Genomic DNA, 17,950 nt, shown 5'->3' with positions numbered 1-17,950 from the left:
GTCAAGGCATGAAAAAAGCGGCTCGACCTGCCTCCGGACACGCCGGGGCGGCCGCCCGGGACGCCTCCCGCGCGACCGCCCGCAGTGGTCGGCTCAGCGCTGCCCGCGCACCCGCCGGACCGTGTCGCGGTACCACAGCGCGCTGCGCTTGGGGGTGCGGCGCTGCGTCTCGTAGTCCACCCGGACGATGCCGAACCGCTTGTCGTAGCCGTACGCCCACTCGAAGTTGTCCAGCAGCGACCAGGCGAAGTAGCCGCGCAGGTCCGCGCCCGCCTGCCGGGCCCGGGCCACGGCCCGCAGGTGCTCGGTCAGGTAGTCGACCCGGTCGTCGTCGGCCACGAAACCCTCCGCGTCCGGCTTGTCGTCGAACGCCGCGCCGTTCTCGGTGATCACCATGGGCACGCCCGGATAGTCGCGGTGCAGCCGCACCAGCAGGTCGGTGAACGACTCCGGCACGATCTCCCAGTCCATCGCCGTGCGCGGCAGGTCCCGGCGGACCACCCGGCGCACCGGCCGGCCGTCGTCGTCGCGCTCCCGGCCCTGCTCGTCCACCCCGGAGTGCAGCTGCCCGAAGTAGTAGTTCACCCCGAGCACGTCGATCGGGGTGGCGATGACCTCCAGGTCGCCGTCCCGCACCGGGATCCGCACCCCCTCGGCGGCCAGGTCGGCCACCACGTCCTGCGGGTACTCCCCGCGCAGCACCGGGTCCAGGTAGAGCCGGTTGCCCAACCCGTCGGCCGCCCGCGCGGCGTCCCGGTCGGCCGCGCTGTCGCTCGCCGGGTCGGCCGTCGACAGGTTCACGGTCAGGCCCAGCTCGATCGGCGACTGCGCCGCCGCCCGCAGCCGCCGCGTCGCCAGCCCGTGCCCGAGCAGCAGGTGGTGCGCGGCGGCGATGCCGTCGCCCAGGTTCCGTCGGCCGGGGGCGTGGTCGCCGTAGGCGTAGCCGAGCATGGCCGAGCACCACGGCTCGTTCAGCGTGGTCCACGTGCGGACCCGGTCGCCGAGTGCGGCGAAGACCAGCTCCGCGTAGTCGGCGAACCGGTGGGCGGTGTCCCGGTTCGGCCAGCCGCCGGCGTCCTCCAGCTCCTGCGGCAGGTCCCAGTGGTAGAGCGTCACCCACGGGTCGACGCCGCGGCCGAGCAGCTCGTCCACCAACCGGTCGTAGAAGGCCAGCCCGGCCGGGTTGGCCGGACCGCGTCCGCCCGGCTGCACCCGCGGCCAGGCCACCGAGAACCGGTAGGTGTCCAGCCCCAGGTCGGCGATGAGCGCGACGTCCTCGGGCATCCGGTGGTAGTGGTCGCAGGCCACGTCGCCGTGGTCGCCGTTGGCCACCGCCCCGGGGACCCGGCAGAAGGTGTCCCAGATCGACGGTGTGCGGCCGTCCTCGGCCACCGCGCCCTCGATCTGGTACGACGACGTCGCCACCCCCCACCGGAAGCTCGGCGGCAGCGTGTCGATCGGGTCGACCTGTTCGACACGGGGACGGGTGAGGTCGGTGTCCATGGTTCTCCTCGCGGGTAGCGGGTGGGCTCGGGCGGGTCAGCGGGACAGGGGCGCGACGGCCGGGTGCAGCCAGCACGCGACAGCCCGGGTCGGGTCGTCGACGCCGGGAGGGCCCAGCACCGGCAGGCGTTCGTCGCACGGGTCGAAGGCCTTCGGGCAGCGGGGGTGGAACGCGCACCCCGACGGCATGGCGCGCAGGTCCGGCGGGGAGCCGGGGATGCCGGTCAGCTCCCGGCGCGGCCCGCGCAGCGCCGGGAACGAGTGCAGCAACCCCTCGGTGTACGGGTGCAGCGGCTCGGCGTACAGCCGGGCGGCGGGCGCCTCCTCGACGATCCGGCCGCCGTACATGATGGCGATCCGGTCGGAGAACTCCACCAGCAGCGACAGGTCGTGGGTGATGAACAGCACCGCGAAGCCGAGCCGGTCGCGCAGCTCGGCGAGCTGGCCGAGGATCTGCCGCTGCATCACCACGTCCAGCGCGGTGGTCGGCTCGTCCATGATGACCACCTGCGGCTCCAGCGCCAGCGCCATCGCGATCATGACGCGCTGCCGCATCCCGCCGGAGAGCTGGTGCGGGTAGCTGTCCAGCCGGTCCGCGGAGATGCCGACCAGGCGCAGCAGCTCCTTCGCGCGGGCCAGCCGGCCCGCCGCGGTGCTCTTCGGCTCGTGCGCCCGGATCACGTCGAGCAGCTGGGTGGAGACCTTGTGCACCGGGTTCAGCGAGTTCATCGCGCCCTGGAACACGATCGACGTCTCCGCCCACCGGAACTCGCGCAGCCGGGCCGGGCTGAGCGTCAGCACGTCCACCGGCGGTCCGTCGGCCGGGTGGTAGACGACCTGGCCGCCGCTGACCACGCCGGGCGGGGGGAGCAGCCGGGTCAGCCCGTACGCCAGGGTGGACTTGCCGCTGCCGCTCTCCCCGGCCAGGCCGAGCACCTCACCGCGGTGCAGCGTCAGGTCGACGTCGCGGACCGCCCGCACCGCCTCCGCGCCGACGCCGTAGTCGACGCACAACCCACGGATCTCCAGCACCTTGTCGTTCATGCGGTCTGGTCCTCTCGGGTGGTGTCCCGCACGTCCGCGGATCTCTGCATCGGCACGGGGGCCGCCTTCGGGGCCAGCACCGGCGTGAACCCGACGCGCATCCGGACCGTGCGGCCGTCGGCGGTGCGGATCCGGGTCCGGCCGCCGGTGCGCAGGCGGGGGCTGACGAACTCGTCGATGCCGAAGTTGATCAGCGCGAGCGCGGTGCCGAGCAGCGCGATGGCCAGCCCGGCCGGCACGAACCACCACCACGCGCCCTGGGCGAGCGCCTGCTGGCCCTGCGCCCAGAACAGGATGGTGCCCCAGTTCCAGGAGCTGACCGACGAGATGCCGATGAACGCCAGGGTGATCTCCGACATCACCGCGAAGATCACGGTGCCGACGAAGCCGGAGGCGATGATCGCGGTCAGGTTGGGCAGGATCTCGAACCCGATGATCCGCCAGGTCCGCTCGCCGGTGGCCCGGGCCGCCTCGACGTAGTCGCGGCGGCGCAACGACAGCGTCTGGGCGCGCAGCACCCGGGCGCCCCACGCCCACGAGGTGAGCCCGATGATCAGCGCGACCAGCAGCTCACCGGCCTGGTCGACGAGCGACGCCACGATGATGATCAGTGGCAGCGCGGGGATCACCAGGAACACGTTGGACAGCGCGGACAGGCTCTCGTCGGCCGCGCCGCCCAGGTAGCCGGCGGTCACGCCGATGAGGACGGACAGGATCGTGGCCAGCACGCCGGCGATCAGCCCGACCACGACCACGCTGCGTGCGCCGACCAGGATCTGGCTGAAGATGTCCTGCCCGAGGTGGGTGGTGCCGAACCAGTGCCGGGCCGACGGTGCCTGGAGCACGTCGACGCTGCGCGCGTCCGGGTCGTACGGCGCGATCCACGGCCCGATGACGGCCAGCAGCGCGTACACCGCCAGGATGGCCAGGCCGGTGGCGGCCTTGGCGTTGGCGACGAAGCGGAACCGGCGGCGCCGGGCCCGGACCGACGGCTGCGCCATCGCCCCCTGGCCGGGGATGACCTGCTCGATGCTCGACGGGGATAGTGTCATCGCTCAGCTCTTTCGGGTCCGCGGGTCGAGGAGCAGGTACGCGACGTCGGCGAGCAGGTTCGCCACCAGCACCGAGATGGTGATGATGAGGAAGATGCCCTGCATGAGCGGGTAGTCCTTGCTGCCGACGGCCTGGAAGAGCTGGAACCCCAGGCCCGGGTAGGAGAAGACGATCTCCACGAGCAGCGTGCCGCCGACGATGAAGCCCAGCGACAGCGCGAAGCCGGAGACGTTGGGCAGCAGCGCGTTGCGGGCGGCGTAGCTGAGCGCCACCCGGCGCTCGGAGAGCCCCTTGGCGTGCGCGACGGTGATGTAGTCCTCGCTGGAGACGGTGACCATCATGTTGCGCATGCTGAGGATCCAGCCGCTCATCGACGAGACCAGGATGGTCGCCGCGGGCAGGATGCTGTGCTGCAGCGCGCTGGGGATGAAGTACGCGTCGAACGCCGGCACCAGGCCCGGCTCGTAGCCGCCGGAGGAGGGGAAGAAGCTGCCCGGGCCGGCGAACACCGCGATCGCCACCAGGCCCAGCCAGAAGTAGGGGATCGAGGAGAGGAACGTGGTGGCCGGCAGCAGCCCGTCGATCCACGAGCCGCGCCGCCAGCCGGCGCCCACGCCGAGCGCGGTGCCGAGCAGGAAGCTGACGATGGTGGTGACGCCGACCAGGCCGACGGTCCACGGCAGGCTGTTCCCGATCACCTCGGACACCGGCGCCGGGAAGAAGGTGAACGACAGCCCCAGGTCGCCGTGCAGGAGTTGGCCCCAGTAGGCGACGTACTGCTCCCACAGGTTGCGGTCGGAGTCCAGCCCGAACAGCACCCGCAGCGAGGCGATCGCGTCGGCGCTGATCCGGCCCTGGTTGCGGGAGATCAGCGACTGCACCGGGTCGCCCGGCACCATCCGGGGGATGAAGAAGTTGAGGGTGATCGCCGCCCACGCGGTGAACAGGTAGAAGGCCACCCGTTGCAGCAGGAACCTCATCGGGTCGCCTCCTCGGCCACGCCGTTCTCCGCAGCGACGGTGGCCGGGTCGAACAGCCAGCACGCCGCCCAGTGCCCGGGGTGGTCGTCGACCGGGATCGCCGGCGGCAGCTCGCTGGCGCACCGCGCCATGGCGTGCGGGCAGCGCGGGTGGAACCGGCAGCCGGCGGGCGGGTGGATCAGGCTGGGCGGCTCGCCGTGCCCGCGCTCGCCGGCCCCGGTGGCGTCGGCGCCCGCGCCGGTGATCCGTTCCGGGTCCGGCGCGGAGTCGGTCAACAACCGGGTGTACGGGTGGGCCGGCCGCTGGGTGACCGTCTCGCTGTCACCGCCCTCGACCATCCGTCCCGCGTACATGACGATCGTGTCGTCGGCGAAGTAGCGGGCCGAGGCGATGTCGTGGGTGATGTAGAGGATGGCCAGGTTGAGCCGGTCCTTGAGGTCCTGCAACAGGTTGAGCACGCCCAGGCGGATCGACACGTCCAGCATCGACACCGGCTCGTCGGCGAGCAGCACCTCGGGGTTCGCGCCGAGCGCCCGGGCGATGGCGACGCGTTGGCGCTGGCCGCCGGACAGCTCGTGCGGGAACGCGTCGAGGTAGCGCTCCGGCGGGGTGAGGCTGACCCGGGTGAGCAGGTCGGCCAGCGCCCTCTCCAGCCCGTCCGGGCCGGTGCCCGCGTTGCCGTGGATGCGCAACGAGCGGGTGAGGTGGTAGCGGACCGTGTGCACCGGGTTCAGCGAGGCGAACGGGTCCTGCAGGATCAACTGCACCCGGCGCACATAGGCGCGGAACGGGCGGCCGCCGCGGACCCGGGTCGACGTGCCGTGCAGCCGGATGTCGCCGGCGGTGCGCGGGTAGAGCTGGGCCAGCAGCCGGGCCACCGTGGACTTGCCGGAGCCGGACTCGCCGACCAGCGCGGTCACCCGCCCACGGCGCAGCGCGATGGACACGTCGTCGACGGCGTGCACCACCGTCGGGGTCCGGGAGAGGAGACTGCGCAACCGCCGGCGGACGGGGAAGTGCTTGGTCAGGCCGACGGCCTCCAGCACCACCTCGTCGACCGGCGCCGGGGCGCTCTCGGTCGTCGTCATGCCGCATTCCTGTCTGGGGTTGCCGGGTCGGGGGCGGGGCCCGCCTCCCCGGCCGGTCGTCCCGGCCGGGGAGGCGGCGCCGGGTCAGCCGGCGGCCGGCTTGAGGTGCAGCACCACGTCCAGCGCGTTGGGCTGGGTGGGCTGGAGCGCGCCGTACGGGTTCGCGTCGTCCGGCCAGCCGGTCCAGTTCTTCGTGCTGTACGCGCCGCCGATGTTGTCCGCGCCGACCGGGATCATCGGCACCTGCTCCACGAAGATCTTCTGGAGCGTGGCCAGGGCGGTGGTGCGGGTGGCGTCGTCGGTCGCGTTGGCGTACGACACCAGCGCGTCGGTGGCCTCCTTGCTCTGGAACCGACCGAAGTTGCCCGCCGGCGAGGCGGTGCCGATCGGCTTGAGCACCCGGCCGTCCATGATCGTCCGGTAGATGTCGTACGGCGTCGCGCCGCTCTCGGTCCACCGGAACGTGGCCTCGAAGTTGCCCTGCTCGACGTTGCGGAACCAGGCGTCCTGGTTGGCCTTGTCGATGGTCGCCGCGATGCCGATCTTGGACAGGTTGTCCTTCACGATCTCCAGGCTGGTCTGGTAGTCGGACCAGCCGGCCGGGTCGGTCAGCTTGATCGTGACCGGCTTGCCGCTCTTGTCCTTCAGCGTGGTGCCGTCGAGCTTGTAGCCGGCGCCGGTGAGCAGCGCCTTGGCGCCCTCGACGTCGACCTTGTGCTCCTGGCCCTTGTACTCCGCGGCGATGAAGGAGTCACCGGCCGGGCTGGGCAGGCCGGTCACGCTCTTCACCTCGGGGTGGAAGTACGCGGCCTCGGCGGTGGTGAAGATGTCCGCGCGGTCGACGACCATGTTCATCGCCTTGCGCAGCGTCGGGTCGTCGAACGGCTTCTTCGTGGTGTTCAGGTAGAGGCCGTGGATGCCCAGCACCGGCGGCGCCCACACCTTGTGGTTCTTCTGGTCCTTGGCCACGAAGACGGCCTGGTAGTTGGGGATGAAGACGAAGCTCCACTCCGACTCGCCGTTGGCCAGCGCCGTGGTCTGCGCGCTGTTGTCGGTGTACGAGGTGAAGCGCAGCTCCTTCACCTTCGGCGCGTCCTGCCAGTAGCCGCTGTCGCGCACCGTGAGCGTCGTCGTCGCCGGGGTGAACGACTTCAACGTGTACGGCCCGCTGCCGACCGGCTGCTTCACCGGGTCCGTCGTCGGGTCGCCGATCTTCTCCCAGAGGTGCTTGGGCACGATCGGCACCCGCCACAGCACCTTCTGCTGGTTGACGAACTGCGGGCTGGACATCGAGATGGTGACCTCGTTGCCGCTCGCGGTCGCGTCCGTGTACGGCACGCCCTGGTCGTTGAGCGCCGGGAACTTCTTGACCAGGTTGTAGGTGAAGGCGACGTCCTCGGCCGTGACCTTCTGCCCGTCGGACCAGGTGGCGTTGTCGCGGACGGTCACCTTGACCGACTTGTAGTCCGCCGACCACTCGGCCTTGGTGGCCAGCCAGGGCTTGAACGGCTCGGCCGGCTTGACCGGGTTCCACATCATCAGCGGCTCGTAGATCTGCCAGCGGTAGCCCAACGACGCGGCGGCCGAGGTGGTGAGGAACGGGTTGTTGTTCTCGGCCTGCGGACCGTTGGGCATGCCGACGTTGAGCACGGTCGCGGCCTGGCCGCTCTTCTTGTTCGCGTTGGGGCTGTCGCCGCACGCGGCGACCGTGGTGGTGACCATCGCGCCGGCCAGCGCGACGGCGAGGAGTTGCCGTCTTCTCATGGAGGTCTCCCTCGGTGGTCCCGCATTCCTCGGGCGGGATGTGGTGGATGGAGGGTGTGCGGTGGTGCCACCGGCGGGCGTGCGCCCGCCGGCGTGGTCGCCGGGATCCGGCGGGGTGGGGTCAGGTGACGCGGGTGGAGGCGCGGGCGGCGAAGCCGGTCGGGATGACGGTCGGGGTGTCCGGCAGCGGCGTGCCGGTGAGGTGGGCGATGAGGAGCCGGGCGGCGGCGGCGCCCATCTCCCGCAGCGGCTGGTGCACCGAGCTGAGCGGGGGATGAGTGTGCCCGGCCAGCGGCAGGTCGTCGAAGCCGACCACCGCGACGTCCTGCGGGACGCGCCGGCCGGCGTCGCGCAGCGCCTGCAGCGCGCCGGCGGCGGAGAGGTCGTTGTGGGCGAAGACCGCGTCGAACGCCACCCCCTGGGCGAGCAGCCGCCGCACCGCCTCGCGTCCGCACTCGAAGGTGAAGTCGCCCTCCACCACCCGTTCCGGCCCGATCGGTACGCCGGCGGCGGCGTAGCCGTCGGCGAACCCGGCGAGCCGTTCGCGGGTGCAGCCGAAGCGGCGCAGGCCGGTGATGACCAGCGGTCGTCGGCGTCCGAGCGACAGCAGGTGCGCGGCGGCGGCCCGCGCGCCGTCCTCGTTGGTGGTCCGCACCGACGGGAAGCCGGGCTGGTGCCCGCGGTCGTCGATGAGGATGACCGGCAGGCCGCGACGGTGCAGGTCGGTGATGTAGTCCAGGGTGCCCTCGGGCTCGACCACGAGCAGCCCGTCGAAGGACTTCGCGGAGACCTGCGAGGCGAAGCGCCGCATCGACTCGTCACCGCGGGTGCAGGTGAACAACAGCATCCCGTAGCCCTCGGCCTCGACCGCCTCGGCCGCGCCCTGGAGCACCTCGCCCATCCAGGGCCAGGTCAGCGCCGGCACCAGCATGCCGACCACCCGGGTACGCCCGCGGGCCAGGCCGACCGCGCGGGCGCTCGGCACGTACCCGAGATCGCTGATCACGGCCCGGACCCGGTCGGCGGTGCGGATGTGCACCTCGCCCTTGCCGTTGAGGACCCGGGAGACCGTCGTCTTGCTCACCCCGGCGCGGGTGGCGACGTCGGCGATGGTGATCGGCACGTGACGCTCCCGGGTCGCAGGGATGAGCGGGGTGTTTCGGAACCGGTTGCGGAAGCGGTTCCGTGGCAGTCAACCGAAGTGGCGCCGGTCACGTCAATAACGGGCAGGTAACAAACCATGGCTAAGTTCGACACCTGAAAAAAGTGGCCGGGCAGCGGATGTGTCGATCACGGCGATGAGCAGCGTCGATGCGCCTTCGAGTTCGGCCCGTCCGTCCTCTGTGGACGGACGTCAGGTTCGCGCGTACACGTCGCCGGAGTTGGCGTCGTGCGGCAACGCGCGCAGGTGTGCCGCCACCTCGGCCGCCGGATGCCAACCGGGCAGGTCGAAGGCCATCTCGTCACCGAGCGCCACGGTGAACCGGGTGAAGCCGAGCGCGGTCAGCCGGTCCAGGCAGTCGGCGGCCAGGTCCCGCGCGATGGTGGTGAACTCGAACGACAGCGCCGGCACCTGACGGCTCAGGCCGGCCAGCACCGCGTCCTCGAACCCCTCCACGTCGATCTTCACGAACGCCGGCACGCCGTACGCCCCGATCAGCGCGTCCAGCGTGGTGCCGGCCACCTCGATCTCGTCGTCCCAGGTCTCGTCCCGCCACCCGGCGGCCTGAGCGGCGGCCCGGACGAAGCCGGGGGAGGCGGTGGAGACCGTCGGGTTCGCGGAGTTGACGTGCAGCCGTACCGGCCCGGTGGCGGCGCCGCACGCGGCCTGCACCACGGTCACCGCCGGATCGTCGGCGTGGAGGGCACGCAGCGCGCGGGCGCACAGCGGCTGCGGCTCCACCGCCACCACCCGCGCGCCGAGCCGGCGGAAGCTGCCCAGCCGGTCGCCGACGTGCGCTCCGACGTCGAAGACCAGGTCACCGGCGTGGACCAGGGGTGCGTAGAACGCGTCCAGCGCCGCGTCACGGTCCGGGTCGCCGTGGTAGAACTCCAGCGACCGGCGCAGGCCGGCCATTGTCGGATCCGCCTTGAGCGCCTCCACCACCGCGTCCCGACCCCCCATGTCACCGACGGTAGCCACCCCGCCGGTTCCGCGAGCCAGTTTCGGACCGCGACTCACCCCAGCCTCCTAGGACGCTCGACGGGGTGTGTCGGCGTCGACCGCGACTCCGACGCGAGCCGTAGCCTCTGCGCACCTGGGCGCCCCGTCGCCCGGGCGACTCGTCTCCGCACCAGTTCCGCCGCCGGCCCTGGGGGCTTCCGCGAGAACGGCGTTGCGGTCGACCGCGGTGACGACGCCCGGCGAGCGACCACCGGAGGCAGGGCGAGAGCGAGAGTGCGCCGGACACCGCCTGTCGAGCTGATATCGCGGACGACTCACGGTCCGGCCCGGCCGGCGGACCCGGCCTGGGCGGACCACTCCACTGCCGTGCTCCCGGTCTCAGCTGACGCCCCTTCGCCCAGCCCGTGGGGGCGGACCGGCCGGGCAGGCGACCGGACGCGGGCCAGACGCCGGACCGGGCGGTGTCTGCCGGGCCATACCCCGCCTGTGCCGCCCATCGTGGGGTGCGGCCGGCACGGGAGGCGTCGAGGATCAACCGGCCGGCGACGGAGGCGTCCGAGGGCCGACCGGCCGGCGACGGAGGCGTCCGAGGGCCGACCGGCCGGCGACGGAGGCGTCCGAGGGCCGACCGGCCGGCGGCTGAGTCGTCCGCGATATCAGCTCGACAGGCGGCGGGAAGGGGAGTCGCTGGCGGGCCGGGTCAGGGCGTCTCGACGACCTCCTGGCCGAGCGGCCACAGCGCCGCCGGGACCAGCTTGAAGTTGGCCACCCCGAACGGGATGCCGATGATCGTCACGCAGAGCGCGACGCCGGCCAGGATGTGCGACAGGGCGAGCCACCAGCCGGCCAGCACCACCCAGAGCACGTTGGCCAGGCCGGAGGGGAGACCGGCGCCCGGCTTGGACACGAGGGTGCGGCCGAACGGCCACAGCGAGTACGAGGCGAGCCGGAGCGAGGCGACGCCGAACGGGATGGTGACGACGAGCGCGAAGCAGATCAGAGCGGCGACGCCGTAGCCCAGGGCCAGGACGAAGCCGCCACCGAAGACGAGCCACAGCAGGTTCAGCAGGAAGCGGATCACCCCTCCATGGTGCCCGCGGCTCGCAAGCCGCGTCGGGACCGCCGTCCGCGGCGGCGGCCCTCGCCCCGCGGGTGGGCGGGGCGAGGACCGGCACCGGTCAGCCCGACGTCACCAGCGCCGCGACGGCGTAGGCGGTGGCCGGATGCGTGGCGACAAGCGTCGACGCGGCGTCGACCGGCGGGGCCCCGCCGGCGGGGGAGTGCCACGGCGCGTCGCATCCGAGCAGCGCGGCCACCGCGTCCACGGCCTCCGGGTGGTCGCTCAGCAGGTCGTGCACGGCGCCGGCCGCGACGGCGGTCGTCGGCGCCGTCGGCGGCGTGGGGTCGGCGGACCACGGCGGTGTCCAGGCGTCCAGCGCGGGCAGCGTGGCGGGGAAGGTGCGTTCCGCCTCGCGGACCAGCAGCGGCACCAGTTCGGCGCCGTGCTCGCGCAGCGTGGTGACCAGGGTGGGCAGCCAGGGCAGCAGCACCGGGTCGGGCAGGCCGGCGAACGCGGCCGACATGGTCTCCACGACGAACGGCGCCAGCCCGGGCACCGGTTCGAGCGCGTGCACGAAGCCGGACAGGTACTGCGGGAACGCCGGCACGACCAGCGGGTTGGCCAGCAGCTCGGCGCAGCGTTCCCGCAGCTGTGCCAGCGGCAGCAGGCCGAGCTGGTGGTGGGCGGCCCAGAGCAGCGCCACCTTGGCCGGCGTCTCCGGATGGGCCTGCGCGACGGCCAGTTCGAGCTGGGACCGGTCGCACCCGAGGGACAGGGCGAGGCTCTCCATGCCGAACAGGAAGCCGAGCATCGCGCCGACCTGCCGGACGCCGGTCGCCTCGTCGACGAACGCGGTGGGCAGCAGCGTGCAGTAGTGGGCGTACCCGGTGGTGACGAACGCCTGGCACCACGCGGGCAGCGCGGGCGCGCTGGTGCGGTGGTGGGCGAGCAGCCGCCGGATGCGGCGCAGCACCTCGGGCGCGTCGTCCACGGTGCGTTCGGCGGCGAGCAGCTCGACCGCCCGGGTGCCGAGTTCGTCGACCAGGCGGGGGCTGTCGAGCAGGCGGATCGCGTCCTCGACGGCGGCCAGCGCGTTGGCGGCGGTGGCGTCCGGCCGACGGACCGCCCGCCGCAGCCGTTGCTCCAGCACCTGCTCGACCGTGACGCCTTCGTAGCCCAGCTCGATGAGGGCGCGCTGGTTGCGGCCGAGGGCGAGGTCCCAGCTCTCCTGGGTGGAGCGGTGGCCGAGGCGGCGCTCGCCCATGATCGGGCGGACGGCGTCGGCGGGCAGCAGGTGCCGCAGCATCCACAGCAGGTCGGAGCAGGGCTCCAGCGCCGGGTCGGCGCGCAGGTCGAGCAGGGCCCGTTGCACGGTGCGCCGTTCCAGGTCGAGGCCGAGTGGGCGGAGCCGGTCCAGGACGTCGCGCGCCAGGGGCGGGAGGGAGTCGTATCCGACCTGACCGATCCGGTCGCCGCCGAGCAGGATCTCGCAGAGGCGGCGGACGTCGCGCCGGCCGGGCACCACGTCCTTCTCGATGCAGGTGACCGCGGCGTCGGCGAAGTCGTAGGGCGTCGGTCGGGCGCGGTTGCGCAGGTTGGCCAGCAGGATCGACGTCTCGAACACGGCGATCGCGTCGGCGGTGCTGGCGAGGTAGCCGTTGCGGCGGGCGAGCCGGACGATGTCGACGCACCAGCCGCGCAGCTCCGCCTCGTCCAGCCCGTCGAGCGTGGGCGGGGCGGCGAGGAAGCCGGTGAGCCGGTCGGTGCTCGTCTCCGGCGCGGTGGTGGCGGGGGCGGTGCGGGCGCGCCGGCCCTTCTTCCCGGTCTGCTGCCCGACCAGCCGGTACGGCGTGAGCCGGGTCCGGGCCACCGCGGTGGTCCAGTTCGCGGCGGCGATGGAGACGGTGCCCGGGGCGAGGCCGAACTGCGCCTCGATCGCCGAGTGGCTCGATGGGATGAGCCCGTAGCGCCAGCGGGTGCCGGTGCGGGGGCTGATCGCGAAGTCGGGTGCGGTGGAGTCGAGCCCGAACTGCTCGACTCCGCTGGCGGCGTGGAACGCGCCGCAGACGTAGAGGCAGTCGGCCGGGTCGGCGCCGGTGGCGGCGAGGTGCTGGCGCATCCGCGTCCACATGTGCCGCTCGCGGTCCTCGTCGCGGTCGTCGCGGGCGGACGCCGTGGGGCGCAGCCGTCGGAACAGGCTGCCGATGAGCACCATCACCTGCCGGTAGGTGTCGTGGTCGGCGTCGGCGAGCGGACGTTCGACGTACTGGTCCCACCACTCCGACCAGTGCCGCACCTTGCCGTGGTGCAGCAGGTAGGCCTCCAGTTCGGCGAACCGGGGGCGCAGGTCGCCGATCTCCACCCCGACCGCGTCGCCGTGCAGCGCGGCGTCCTCGTCGGAGGTCGGGGCCGCGTCGGGGCCGTCGGGGCGCGGGGTCCACTGGAAGACGTGGTCGGTGGAGCGGTCGACCAGCACCAGTTCCACGCCGGGGGTGTCCAGCGCGTACGCGATGGCCTGGTATTCCGCGGAGGCCTCGGTGATCGGGGCGATGACGCTCAGCGGGCTCCACTCGGCGGGGAAGCCGTCGAGTTCGGTGGCGAACGCCTGCACGGCCACCGGCAGGCGGCAGTTGCGCAGCTCGTCGAGGAGGGGGCGCAGATCCTCGCAGAGCTCCAGGTAGATCACCTTCGGCGGGCGGGCGCGCAGGCGGCGTGCCATCGCCAGGGCGGAGGCGGGGGAGTGGTGGCAGACCGGGAAGATCTCCAGCCGCTCGCGCAGCGCCCGGTCGACGTCGTCGACCATGCCGGCGAGGATGCCGGCGAGCGCGTCGGGGGAGTCGGCGAAGGCGGCGGCCGCGTCGGTGAGCTGTTCGCGCAGCGCGCCGAACAGGCCGGTCGGGGCGGGCGCGGTCACGACAGCGAGGCGATGGCCTGGCGGCCGCCGTCGAGGAAACCGGCCCAGTCGCCGCCGTCGTCGGCCTTGGCCCGGGGTTCGACCACGCCGTGCAGGTATTTGTTGAGGATGGCCAGGTCCTCCGGACTGCGGCGGGCCAGCGAGCCCATCAGCGACCCGGCGAGGGTCTGGGCGCGCAGGGTGCGGTCGCCGAAGAACTGGCTGTGCAGGATGGCGTCCTCGAGCACGCCGATCTGCTCGGCGGTGGACAGCGCCGACTCCAGCTTCTCGTCGTCGCTGCTCGCGGCGGTCGCGGCGGCGCGCAGGTCGGCGAAGCTCTGCAGCAGGATGTCGAGCAGCGTGGGCGGCACGTCCAGCTCGATGCGGTGCCGGCGCAGCAGTTCCTCGGTGCGGAAGCGGACGATCTCGGCCTCGCTGCGCTTGTTGGTGACGACCGGGATGCGGACGAAGTTGAACCGGCGCTTGAGGGCGGAGGAGAGGTCGTTGACGCCCCGGTCGCGGCTGTTGGCGGTGGCGATGATCGAGAAGCCGGGCTTGGCGAAGACGATGTTGTCGTGGTCCAGCTCGGGGATGGAGACGTACTTCTCGGACAGGATCGAGATGAGCGCGTCCTGGACGTCGCTGGTGGAACGGGTCAGCTCCTCGAAGCGGCCGATCACGCCCTGCTCCATCGCGGTCATGATCGGCGAGGGGATCATCGAGTCGCGGGACTGGCCGCGGGCGATGACCATGGACACGTTCCAGGAGTATTTGATGTGGTCCTCGGTGGTGCCGGCGGTGCCCTGCACGACCAGCGTGGAGTTGCGGCAGATGGCGGCGGAGAGCAGCTCGGCGAGCCAGCTCTTGCCGGTGCCTGGGTCGCCGATGAGCAGCAGGCCACGGTCGGAGGCGAGGGTGACGATGCTGCGTTCGACGAAGCTGCGGTCGCCGAACCACTTCTGTGGGATCTCCCGGTCGAGGCCGTCGGCGCGCTCGGAGCCGAGCACGAACAGGCGGACCATGCGCGGGCTCAGCCGCCAGGAGAACGGCTTCGGCCCGGTGTCGACCGATTCCAGGTAGGCCAGCTCGTCGGCGTACTTGACCTCGGCGGGGGCGCGGAGCATGTCGGACATCAGGGGTGCTCTCCTAGGTGAGGAAGTTCTTCAGCTCGGTGACGAGCTTGCGGATGTGGCCGGAGATGACGGGGGTGCCCAGGTCCTTGAAGCGCTGCCGGAACCAGGGGTTGACGCTCTGGTGGCCGGAGCTGTTGACGGAGCCGACCGGGATGAACCTCACCCCGGAGCGGTGCGCCGCCTCGATGCCGTCGAACAGCGGTTGCGACCTGTCGAACTCGTAGAAGTCGGAGATCCACACCAGCACGGTGTTGCGCGGCTCGACGATCTTGGGGCGGGCCAGGGCCATGGCGACCGGGCCGTCGTTGCCGCCGCCGAGGTTGGTGCGCAGCAGCACCTCGAACGGGTCGTGCACCCAGGGGGTGAGGTCCAGCGCCCGGGTGTCGTACGCGATCAGGTGCACGTCGACCTTGGGCAGCCCGGCGAAGATGGAGGCGAGGATGGTGCAGTTGACCATGGAGTCGACCATCGAGCCGGACTGGTCGACCACCACGATGAGCCGGGCCGGGGTGGTCCGCCGGGCGGTCTGCCGGTAGTAGAGCCGGTCGACGTAGAGGCGCTCGTCGTCCGGGCTCCAGTTGGTGAGGTTCTGCCAGATCGTGCGGTCCAGGTCGAGGTTGCGGAAGACCCGCTTGGGCGGCACCGATCGGTCGACCGTGCCGACGGTGGCCTGCGCGACCTGGGTGCGCAGCACCTCGGCGACCTGGTCGACGTAGCGGCGGATCAACGACTTGGCGTTGGCCAGCGCCACCCCCGACAGGTTCGACTTGTCGCGCAGCAGCTGCTCGATCAGCGACATGCTCGGGGTGAGCCGGGCGGCCAACGTCGGGTCGGCGAGCACCTCGCGCAGCCGCATCCGGCCGACCAGGTCGCCCTCGATGCCGGCGAGGGTGGCCCCGAGGCCGGCGCCGCCGCGACGCAGCTCGCCGGCGTCGACGCCGCAGGCCTGCTCGAACCAGCCGGCGTCGGCCTGCCACCGGGCGAGCTGCCCGGCGCTGACCTCGCCGGAGCCGGTGGCGAACACGTTGAGCAGGAGCTTGGACACCAGCGCGGCGCGGCGCACCTCGGTCCCGCCGGGCTGGAACGCCCCGGCGGTGGCCGGGGTGTCGTCGTCGGCGGTGAGCAGGCCGCGCAGTTCGTCGGCGAGCGCCGGGAAGCGCTGCACGACGGTGTCGACGGAGACGGTGGGGTCCAGCAGCGCGGCGGGCAGACCGAGGTCGTCGACGACGGCGACGCTCGCCGACTCCAGCCCGGGCTGCTCGTCGGGGTGGAAGAGGCGGGCGAGCAGCCGCCAGTAGAGCACCTGGCGGCGGTTGGCGTGGGCGCGGTCGTCGGTCATCGGCGCAGCAACCGTCCCGCGCGTTCGCGCAGCACGGCCACGGCGTCGCCCGCCTTGGCCTCGGCCTTCGCCGTCTTCGGGTCGGTGACGCCGCACGCCCAGTCGCCGTTGTGCGCCTCGACGGTCTGCCGTTTCACGGTGGCCCGCACCGCCAGGGGTTGCAGCAGCCAACGGCCGTCGTCCCAGCGCAGCAGCGCGAGGCAGGCGGTGGAGGCGGCGACCAGCGCCGGGGTGAGCGGCCCGGCGGCCGGCAGCCGGTCGACGGCCACCGGGACCGCGCGGCCGTCGAGGTCGAAGAAGAGGCCGCCGTCGTCGTCGCGGGTGGTGTAGCCCTCGACCAGGACCGGTTCGGCGATCGCGGCCGGGTGCCGGGTCAGCGGCGGGGTCGCGGCCGCGGTGGCGCCGGCCAGCAGCACCCGGGCGGCGGCGAACGGGTCGGTCGGGTCGGCGAGGTCGGCCCGCTCGTCGACCCAGCGCAGGTCGCCGCCGTGGGCGGGCAGGTCGGTGACGGTCACGGCCCGCCGCTCGGCCAGGGCCTTGAGCAGGATCGGGTACGCCTCGAGCAGCCGCCAGCCGGCCGGCCCGACGATGGTGGCGACCTTCGCCGCGGCCACGGTGACCCGGACCAGGCGGACGTCACCGCCGCCGGCCGGTTCGAGCAGGGCGTGCAGCTGCGCCTGGAACGCGGTGTCGTGCTCGTGCACGTCGACGCCGAGCGGCAGCAGGCGGCCGGAGACGGTCTCCGGGGCAGCGGCCTCGGCGGCGGCGCCGGCGGCGAGCAGGACGGCCCGGGACCACAGGTCGGCCCACCGGCGGGCCGGCACCCGGGGCATGGCGGCCACCGGCAGGCCGGCACGCAGTTCGGCGGCGAGGCCGTCCAGCAGCACCGCGAGCCGGCGCAGGCCCGGCACGGCGAGCGCGGCCTCCACCGGCGCGGCGGCGCCGGAGACCAGGTCGTGGTCGGCGCCGCGCCAGCCGGCGAGGGCCAGCTCGTGCAGCCAGGCCCGCGCCCCGGCGACGGCACCCGACGGGTCCGGCGCGGGGTCGGGCGCGGCGGCCCAGGGGGCCCGGGAACGGCCGAGCGCCGCGTCGACCCGGTCGAGCAGCGCGTCGTGCGCCGCGCCGAGCAACGCCGCGCGGGCGCCGGCGAGGACGGCCAGGTGCGCCTCGGTCGGCGCGCCGGTGGTCGCCGCGCGGACCGCGTCGGCGGTGCGGTCGGCCAGCGGGGTGCCGGCGACCGCGCCGGCCAGCGCGGCCCAGGCGGCGGCGTCCGGCTCGCTCACCCGGGCCAGGCCGCGGGTCAGCGCGTCGTCGACGCCGTCGACCACGGCGAGCGTCTCGGCCAGGCCCGGGACCTCCCGGTCGGTGAGCCGGGCGAGGTGGGCGGCGAGCATCAGCGCACCCCCGCCGTGGCCGGGAACCAGTGCAGCTCAGGCACCGCCGTGGGGCTCGCCGGGACCTCCAGGTAGGCCAGGTGGCGCAGGAAGCGGCTGAACACCACCGCCGCCGGGCCGGGCTCGTGCCGCGCGTCGGTGCGGGCCAGCAGGTCGGTGCCGCTGTCGACGCCGTCGCCGACGTCGACGCGCAGGTAGCGGGCCACCTGCGCGATCCCGTACTGCAGCACGGCCTCGTCGGCCAGCGCGTGCAGGTGCTTGCAGAGCAGGGTGCCGCGCAGGCCGCCGCAGGGCCGGTTGTTGTTGGTGCTGCAGTTGACCGCGTGGCTGCCGGCGGCGACCGAGGAGACGTAGACCCGCTCCACGTCGGAACCACTGGACACCACCCCCTGCAGCCGGCCGTCGGCCAGCTCCACGAAGGGCACCTTGGCCAGCTTGCGCGCCCGCGCCGGCGGCGCCACCCGCAGCACGCTGCGGTGCCGCCACGAGGCGTCCGTCGCCTCCGTCATCGTTCCCGACCTCCCCGCCGGCGACCGGCTCCGGGCACGCCGGACCGCCGTCGCTGGCCCGTGAC

The 17,950-nt window shown here is 73.2% G+C and carries 14 protein-coding genes; all 14 read right to left on the bottom strand.

Going from position 1 to position 17,950, the window contains the following annotated elements; translation table 11 throughout:
• Window positions 1-93 precede the first annotated feature (93 nt).
• Window positions 94-1,503 carry a GH1 family beta-glucosidase gene (locus COO58_RS11170; RefSeq protein ID WP_091574529.1) on the bottom strand — a complete coding sequence of 470 codons (1,410 nt, stop codon included), beginning with the start codon at window positions 1,501-1,503 and terminating at the stop codon, window positions 94-96.
• Window positions 1,504-1,539: 36 nt separating this feature from the next.
• The gene (locus COO58_RS11165; protein WP_091574526.1) at window positions 1,540-2,547 is read right to left on the bottom strand and encodes an ABC transporter ATP-binding protein; all 1,008 of its coding nucleotides are present in this window, start codon (window positions 2,545-2,547) and stop codon (window positions 1,540-1,542) included.
• Window positions 2,544-3,599 (bottom strand): ABC transporter permease, encoded by a 1,056-nt coding sequence (locus tag COO58_RS11160; protein ID WP_098744879.1) that lies wholly within the window; start codon window positions 3,597-3,599, stop codon window positions 2,544-2,546. The genes COO58_RS11165 and COO58_RS11160 overlap by 4 nt, the downstream gene beginning before the upstream one ends.
• A gap of 3 nt (window positions 3,600-3,602) precedes the next feature.
• Window positions 3,603-4,580 carry an ABC transporter permease gene (locus COO58_RS11155; RefSeq protein ID WP_098744877.1) on the bottom strand — a complete coding sequence of 326 codons (978 nt, stop codon included), beginning with the start codon at window positions 4,578-4,580 and terminating at the stop codon, window positions 3,603-3,605.
• Window positions 4,577-5,668: an ABC transporter ATP-binding protein gene (locus COO58_RS11150; RefSeq protein ID WP_091574518.1), complete on the bottom strand. Its 1,092-nt coding sequence runs from the start codon at window positions 5,666-5,668 to the stop codon at window positions 4,577-4,579. Before COO58_RS11150 ends, COO58_RS11155 begins: the two co-directional genes overlap by 4 nt.
• Window positions 5,669-5,752: 84 nt before the next feature.
• Entirely contained in the window at window positions 5,753-7,432 is a 1,680-nt protein-coding gene (locus COO58_RS11145; protein ID WP_091574515.1) for an ABC transporter substrate-binding protein, read from the bottom strand.
• A 121-nt stretch (window positions 7,433-7,553) separates the two neighbouring features.
• A complete protein-coding gene (locus COO58_RS11140; RefSeq protein WP_091574512.1) occupies window positions 7,554-8,555 on the bottom strand; it encodes a LacI family DNA-binding transcriptional regulator in 1,002 nt (333 codons plus the stop codon).
• A gap of 231 nt (window positions 8,556-8,786) precedes the next feature.
• The gene (locus tag COO58_RS11135; protein ID WP_176558787.1) at window positions 8,787-9,557 is read right to left on the bottom strand and encodes an FkbM family methyltransferase; all 771 of its coding nucleotides are present in this window, start codon (window positions 9,555-9,557) and stop codon (window positions 8,787-8,789) included.
• A gap of 700 nt (window positions 9,558-10,257) precedes the next feature.
• Window positions 10,258-10,638 carry a YccF domain-containing protein gene (locus COO58_RS11130; protein WP_098744876.1) on the bottom strand — a complete coding sequence of 127 codons (381 nt, stop codon included), beginning with the start codon at window positions 10,636-10,638 and terminating at the stop codon, window positions 10,258-10,260.
• Window positions 10,639-10,735: 97 nt separating this feature from the next.
• Entirely contained in the window at window positions 10,736-13,531 is a 2,796-nt protein-coding gene (locus tag COO58_RS11125; RefSeq protein ID WP_098744874.1) for a DUF5682 family protein, read from the bottom strand.
• Window positions 13,528-14,643 carry an AAA family ATPase gene (locus COO58_RS11120; RefSeq protein WP_098744873.1) on the bottom strand — a complete coding sequence of 372 codons (1,116 nt, stop codon included), beginning with the start codon at window positions 14,641-14,643 and terminating at the stop codon, window positions 13,528-13,530. Before COO58_RS11120 ends, COO58_RS11125 begins: the two co-directional genes overlap by 4 nt.
• Window positions 14,644-14,656: 13 nt before the next feature.
• Window positions 14,657-15,982 (bottom strand): VWA domain-containing protein, encoded by a 1,326-nt coding sequence (locus COO58_RS11115; protein ID WP_098744871.1) that lies wholly within the window; start codon window positions 15,980-15,982, stop codon window positions 14,657-14,659.
• On the bottom strand, window positions 15,979-17,376 hold the full coding sequence (locus COO58_RS11110; protein WP_098744869.1) for a hypothetical protein: 1,398 nt from the start codon (window positions 17,374-17,376) through the stop codon (window positions 15,979-15,981). The genes COO58_RS11115 and COO58_RS11110 overlap by 4 nt, the downstream gene beginning before the upstream one ends.
• On the bottom strand, window positions 17,376-17,846 hold the full coding sequence (locus tag COO58_RS11105; protein ID WP_176558868.1) for a hypothetical protein: 471 nt from the start codon (window positions 17,844-17,846) through the stop codon (window positions 17,376-17,378). The genes COO58_RS11110 and COO58_RS11105 overlap by 1 nt, the downstream gene beginning before the upstream one ends.
• Window positions 17,847-17,950 lie beyond the last annotated feature (104 nt).

This window comes from Micromonospora sp. WMMA1996, assembly GCF_002573675.1.
Taxonomy (GTDB): Bacteria; Actinomycetota; Actinomycetes; order Mycobacteriales; family Micromonosporaceae; genus Micromonospora; species Micromonospora sediminicola.
The sequence above is the reverse complement of the archived record's forward strand: the minus strand, read 5'-3'. Positions and strand labels throughout refer to the sequence as shown.

Bases quoted from the DNA above. Each gene is read 5' to 3' on its own strand.
- COO58_RS11170 (WP_091574529.1), bottom strand. From the start codon at position 1,503: ATGGACACCGACCTCACCCGTCCCCGTGTCGAACAGGTCGACCCGATC.
- COO58_RS11155 (WP_098744877.1), bottom strand. From the start codon at position 4,580: ATGAGGTTCCTGCTGCAACGGGTGGCCTTCTACCTGTTCACCGCGTGG.
- COO58_RS11115 (WP_098744871.1), bottom strand. From the start codon at position 15,982: ATGACCGACGACCGCGCCCACGCCAACCGCCGCCAGGTGCTCTACTGG.
- COO58_RS11120 (WP_098744873.1), bottom strand. From the start codon at position 14,643: ATGTCCGACATGCTCCGCGCCCCCGCCGAGGTCAAGTACGCCGACGAG.
- COO58_RS11160 (WP_098744879.1), bottom strand. From the start codon at position 3,599: ATGACACTATCCCCGTCGAGCATCGAGCAGGTCATCCCCGGCCAGGGG.
- COO58_RS11145 (WP_091574515.1), bottom strand. From the start codon at position 7,432: ATGAGAAGACGGCAACTCCTCGCCGTCGCGCTGGCCGGCGCGATGGTC.
- COO58_RS11135 (WP_176558787.1), bottom strand. From the start codon at position 9,557: ATGGGGGGTCGGGACGCGGTGGTGGAGGCGCTCAAGGCGGATCCGACA.
- COO58_RS11165 (WP_091574526.1), bottom strand. From the start codon at position 2,547: ATGAACGACAAGGTGCTGGAGATCCGTGGGTTGTGCGTCGACTACGGC.
- COO58_RS11110 (WP_098744869.1), bottom strand. From the start codon at position 17,376: ATGCTCGCCGCCCACCTCGCCCGGCTCACCGACCGGGAGGTCCCGGGC.
- COO58_RS11150 (WP_091574518.1), bottom strand. From the start codon at position 5,668: ATGACGACGACCGAGAGCGCCCCGGCGCCGGTCGACGAGGTGGTGCTG.